Annotated in this window: 1 protein-coding gene; it reads left to right on the forward strand. The window is 79.5% G+C overall.

The features are described 5' to 3' along the window. Nucleotides 1-234, forward strand: a 234-nt coding sequence (locus tag AC0IWM_RS23965; protein WP_471759183.1) for a hypothetical protein, incomplete at both ends; no start/stop codon positions are given.

Genomic DNA, 234 nt, shown 5'->3' on the forward strand with positions numbered 1-234 from the left:
CGATCCCGTCGCGCGCGACGACTCGGTCGCCATCGCGGGCGTCGCGGGTGCGGTAGCGATCATCGAGACCTTGGCGCGGCGGGCACGCCCGGCGGCCCCGGCGCGACCAGCGAAGCGGCCGGACTGGCGCCCCCTGCGGGCGGCCCTCGACCGCGCAGCGCAGGACGGCCGGCGCGTGATCGGCATGCGACAGGCCATGCACCGCCGCGCGGGCGAGCGGCGCCGCATCGAGGC

The organism is Methylobacterium sp. AC433, assembly GCF_979253015.1.